This window comes from Actinomadura sp. BRA 177, assembly GCF_013372625.1.
Taxonomy (GTDB): domain Bacteria; phylum Actinomycetota; class Actinomycetes; order Streptosporangiales; family Streptosporangiaceae; genus Spirillospora.
In genome coordinates this window covers 1-4,561 of sequence record NZ_JABXFD010000477.1, presented here as the reverse complement: position 1 = coordinate 4,561, position 4,561 = coordinate 1, and the positions used below count along the sequence as shown (strand labels likewise).

The 4,561-nt window shown below is 74.8% G+C and carries 6 protein-coding genes and 1 pseudogene; all 7 read right to left on the bottom strand.

What is annotated here, in order from left to right:
- Positions 1-601 (bottom strand): MFS transporter (locus tag HUX53_RS27910; RefSeq protein WP_369009217.1); only part of this gene is annotated, 601 nt, incomplete at its 3' end.
- Between the two features lie 131 nt (positions 602-732).
- Positions 733-1,287 (bottom strand): rod shape-determining protein, encoded by a 555-nt coding sequence (locus HUX53_RS41655; protein ID WP_255205707.1) that lies wholly within the window; start codon positions 1,285-1,287, stop codon positions 733-735.
- Positions 1,288-1,522: 235 nt separating this feature from the next.
- Positions 1,523-1,867 carry a TraR/DksA C4-type zinc finger protein gene (locus tag HUX53_RS41650; protein WP_176406195.1) on the bottom strand — a complete coding sequence of 115 codons (345 nt, stop codon included), beginning with the start codon at positions 1,865-1,867 and terminating at the stop codon, positions 1,523-1,525.
- Positions 1,868-1,989: 122 nt separating this feature from the next.
- Positions 1,990-2,541, bottom strand: coding sequence for a TrmH family RNA methyltransferase (locus HUX53_RS27895; protein ID WP_176406194.1), 552 nt, complete (start codon positions 2,539-2,541; stop codon positions 1,990-1,992).
- Entirely contained in the window at positions 2,538-3,152 is a 615-nt protein-coding gene (locus HUX53_RS27890; RefSeq protein WP_176406193.1) for a methyltransferase, read from the bottom strand. Before HUX53_RS27890 ends, HUX53_RS27895 begins: the two co-directional genes overlap by 4 nt.
- Before the next feature lie 14 nt (positions 3,153-3,166).
- A complete protein-coding gene (locus HUX53_RS27885) occupies positions 3,167-4,114 on the bottom strand; it encodes a VWA domain-containing protein (RefSeq protein ID WP_176406192.1) in 948 nt (315 codons plus the stop codon).
- Positions 4,111-4,561 (bottom strand): annotated as a pseudogene (locus tag HUX53_RS27880) (DUF58 domain-containing protein); the annotation flags it as partial. The gene HUX53_RS27885 and the pseudogene HUX53_RS27880, both read right to left, overlap by 4 nt.

Sequence of the window (4,561 nt, the reverse complement as noted above, 5' to 3'; positions counted from 1 at the left end):
GAATTGGGTATAAGAGACAGGCCGGTGAGGTGACCAGGCCGACGGTGCCGGCGGCGACGAGGACGGCGCTGAGCGCGATCCCGAGCGACGGGGACGCGACCGCCGCCAGCAGCCCGGCCAGGAGCGGCCCGGTGACGAAGACGAGCTCCTCGCAGACGGTGTCGAGGCTGTAGGCGCGGCGCAGCAGCGGTCCGTCCGGTACCAGGACGTTCCACAGCGTTCGCATGACCACGCCCAGCGGCGGCGCGGTGACGCCGGCCGCGGCCGTCAGCGCCAGCAGCAGGGCGAACGGCGCGCCGGGGCGCCAGGTGAGGGCGGCCAGCCCGGCGAGGGTGAGGGCGTAGGCGGCGGCCATCGGCGGCAGGACGCGGCGCGGGCCGTGCCGGTCGATGAGCGCGGCGCGCAGCGGCGACAGGACGGAGACGGTGAGGCCGAGCAGGGCCATGAGCCCGCCGGCCTGGGCGTAGGAGCCGGTGGCGGCGGTGAACGCCAGCGTCAGGGACAGGAAGACCGTCCCGTAGGACAGGCGTCCCAGCAGGGCGAGGGCGAAGGTGCGGAAGGCGTGTGGCGCGCGCAGGACGGCCGCGTACGACGATGACACGGGAGTTCCTCAGGGAGGCCCGCGGAGCGGGCGGTTTACGGGGACGCCGGAGGCCGCCGCCGCGGTGGGCGGCGGCGGGGCGTCCTACGCGTATATGAGGAACTGCACGGGAGGAATCGTAGCGTGTCCGGTCAGGCGCTGGTGAGGCGCCAGACGTCGGGGGAGCGGCAGGCGTGCGCGAGGCCGCGGATGGTGGCGCGGGCGGGGTCGGGGGCGATGGTGACGGTGAGGCTCATCTCGGCGGTGAGGCGGCCGGGCAGGGACGGCAGCCGGGCGCCGCCGCCGGTGAGCAGGAGGCCGCCGTCGCGGGCGGTGCGGCGCAGCGGGACGGGCAGGTCGGCCAGCAGGTGGTGGACGCCGGCGGCGACCCGTTCGCGGACGTGCTCGGGCAGCCGCGGCACGGTGTGGCCGGCCTGCCGGTCGGGGACGTACTGGACGGACCGCGCCGAGTGCACGCGGCCCCGCATGACGACGGCCATCTCGACGATGCCGGCGCCGATGTCGACGACGAGACGGGGCCGCGGGTCGCCGATGTCGATGCCCGCGCCGATGGCGGCGGCCAGGGGCGCCTCCATCGTGCGGACGGGGCGGCCGGCGGCCGTGCGGCGGGCACGGCGAGCAGCACCTGCCGGAGCTGGAGGCCGGGGTCGGCTTCCAGCAGCGTCAGGCGGGTCAGCCGGGTGCAGGCCCCGGCGTCGGCCACCATGCCGTGCTCGATGGGGCGTGCCGGGGCGATGCGGGCGCGGCGCCGCCGGACGCCGGCCTGCCCGATGCCGGCCTGTTCGAGGCCGCCCTGGACGGGACCGCCGACCGTGGACGGGCGGTCGACGATCACGTCCAGGGCGGGCACGCTCGCGCGGATGCGGCTGCTGCCCAGGTCGAGAGCGGCGCGCGGGCCGTCCGGGCGCGCCGTGCGGGCGGTCACCGCCGTCGCTGCTGGCATCCCACGCAGCGGCGGGCGTACGGGATGATCTCCAGGCGGCCTTCGGGGACGGGCTTGCGGCAGTCCTCGCACAGGCCGTAGGTGCCGTCGTCCAGGCGGGCGAGGGCGGCGTCGATCTCCTCCAGGTTGCCCTGGAGGGCGCCGCGGCGGGACATGACGGCCTCGTCGGGGGCGCTCTCGCCGTCGAGGAGCCCGAGTTCTGCGATGTGGGTCCTGCGCTCCTGCTCCAGCAGCTCGCGGGCCTGCCGGGCCGCGTCCCCGCCGGGCGGGTGACCGCCGAGGGCATCGCTGGCCGCGCCGTTGACCGCGCTGTTGACCGTCATCGCAATGGGCTCCCTTCGGTCGCCGGGGATAGTAGGTGGCGAACATCCACCATGCGGCAAGGGGGCCGGGACGGCTATGGGGCCCAGCACCCATTTGTGCCGGGTGCGGGGGTGCAGCCCGGTCAGCCGCTCCATTCGCGGCGGCGGGCCTCGGCGAGGGCGACGGCGGTGGCGACGGCGACGTTGAGGGAGCCGACGCGGCCGAGCTGGGGGATGTAGGCGACGGTGTCGGCGGCGGCGAGGAGGGCGGGGGAGCAGCCGTGGTCCTCGCCGCCGACGGCGAGGCAGACGTCGCCGTCCAGGGGCGCCTCGTGCAGGGGGACGGCGTCGGTGGTGAGTTCGACGGCGATGAGGCGCAGGCCCTCCTTGCGGACGGCGGCGGCGGCCTCGGCGGGGGTTCCGGCGTGCTCCCAGGGGACGAGGCGGTCGGTGCCGAGGGCGGTCTTGGCGACGCCGCGGTGGGTGGGGGGCGTGCTGTTGCCGGCGAGCCAGAGGTGCTCGACGCCGAACACGGCGGCGCTGCGGATGATCGAGCCCATGTTGAACGGCTGGGTGACCGATTCGACGAGCAGGCCGAGGCGGGCGCCGGTGCGGCGGCGCCAGTCGCGGTTGAGGCGCTTGACGTCGGTGGCGCGCAGCTGCCGGCGCGGCTGGGCCGGGTCGGGGGTGGTCATCGGGCGGGGCCTTCCGTGCTGGAGGAGACGCGCAGGACGCGGTAGGCGGACCGGGAGGCGATCCGCTCGGCGGGGAAGCCCTGGCCGGTCAGCCACCGCTGGAGGGAGTCGGAGCCGAGGTGCTTCTGGACGACGAGGTGGGCGAGGCCGCCGGGGGCGAGGCGGGGGAGCCAGGCGAGGAGGAGGTCGTGCAGGGCGGCCTTGCCGATGCGGATCGGGGGGTTGGACCAGATCGCGGCGAAGCGCAGCGCGGGGTCGATCTCGTCCGCCAGCCTGAACCTTACATTGTCAAGGCCCGCGGTTTTGGCATTGTCCTCAGCGATCTCCAAGGCCCGCCAATTCACATCAACTCCCCAAACCGTCGACGAAGAAGAACGCTTGGCCAGGGTGAGGGCGATGGGCCCGTACCCGCAGCCGAGGTCGAGGAGGTCTCCGTCCTGCGGTGGCGGGGGGACCGTCTCCAGCAGGACGCGGGTGCCGGGATCGACGCGGTCGGGGGAGAACACGCCGCTGTCGGTGTCGAGCCGCAGGTGCAGGTCGGGCAGGACGAGGTCGACGGTGCGGCGCCGGCTGGCGGCTCCAGGCCGCTCGGCGAAGTAGTGATCCCCCACGGCCGCCGACGCTATCAGGGCAGGCGGGAGAACCAGGCCAGGGAGACGCCGCCGGCGGCGAAGGCGAACAGCAGCGCGATGCCGGTGTAGCGGGCGGCGACGTCGCGGTGCTCGGTCCGGAAGCCCAGCGAGCTGCCGATGTTGCGGTAGACGTCGTCGAGCTGCCCGGCGTCGGCGGCCTCGTAGGCCTTGCCCTCGGTGCTGTCGGCGAGGGTCTTCAGCGTCTCCTTGTTGACCGAGACGCTGGTGGTCTCGCCCTCGATGTCGACGGTCCCGTACGGGGTGCCGAACGCGATGGTGGAGACGGGGATGTGCGCGACGCGGCTGGCGTCGATGGCCTCCTGGACGGACCGTCCGGTGGTGTTGTCCCCGTCCGACAGCAGGACGATGTGGGCGGGCGGCGGGTCCTGCCGGGCCTCGGCGTCGAACGACCGGACGGCCTGCAGGGAGGTGAAGACGGCCTCGCCGATGGCGGTGCGCTTGGCCAGGACGAGCTGGTCGAGGGAGGCGATCGCGGCCTCCCGGTCGGCGGACGGCGCGGCGACGAGGTTGGCGCTGCCGGCGAACGCGACGACGCCGACGTTGAAGCGCGTGGGCAGGTCGCCGATGAACTTCTTGGCGGCGGCCTTGGCGGCGTCGAACCGGCTGGGCGAGACGTCCCGGGCCATCATGGACAGCGACACGTCCACGGCGACCATGATGGTGGCGCGGTCGCGCGGGACCTTGACCGACGTGGCGGGCCGCGCGAACCCGACCATCATCAGCGTGATCATGGCGAGGAACAGGACGGCGGCGACGTGCCGGCGCCAGCCGGGCCGCTTGGGCGCGACCTGGGACAGCAGCGCGAGGTTGGTGAAGCGGACGGCGTACCGCTGCCGGCGCAGCTGCATGAGCAGGTAGGCGGCGGCCAGCAGCGGCAGGAGGCCGAGGAGCCAGAGGCGTTCGGGTGACAGGAAGGTCATGGGCGCACTCCCGCGGTAGTGACAGGCCGGCCTGCGGCGCGGCGCTGGCGGAGGGCGAAGCGTGCGACGTCGGCGATCCAGTCGCGGTCGGTGCGCAGGACGAGATGGTGGGCGCCGCAGCGGCGCAGCGCGGCGCGGGTGCGGTCGCGCTGCTCGGCGGCCGCCGCGGCGTACCGTTCGCGGACGCGGCGGCTGAGCACGATCTCGTGGACGGTTCCGGTCTCGGGGTCGGCCATCTCGACGAGTCCGACGTCGGGGAGGTCGAGTTCGCGGGGGTCGATGATCTCGATGGCGAGGACCTGGTGGCGGGCGGCGAGGCGGCGCAGCGGGCGTTCCCAGGCGGGCCGGCCGTGCGGCCCCGCACCGGGGTCGCCGCCGTCGGGGGCGAGGAAGTCGGAGATGATCACGCGGAGGCCGCGGCGGGTCTGGCCGCGGTCCAGGGAGGTG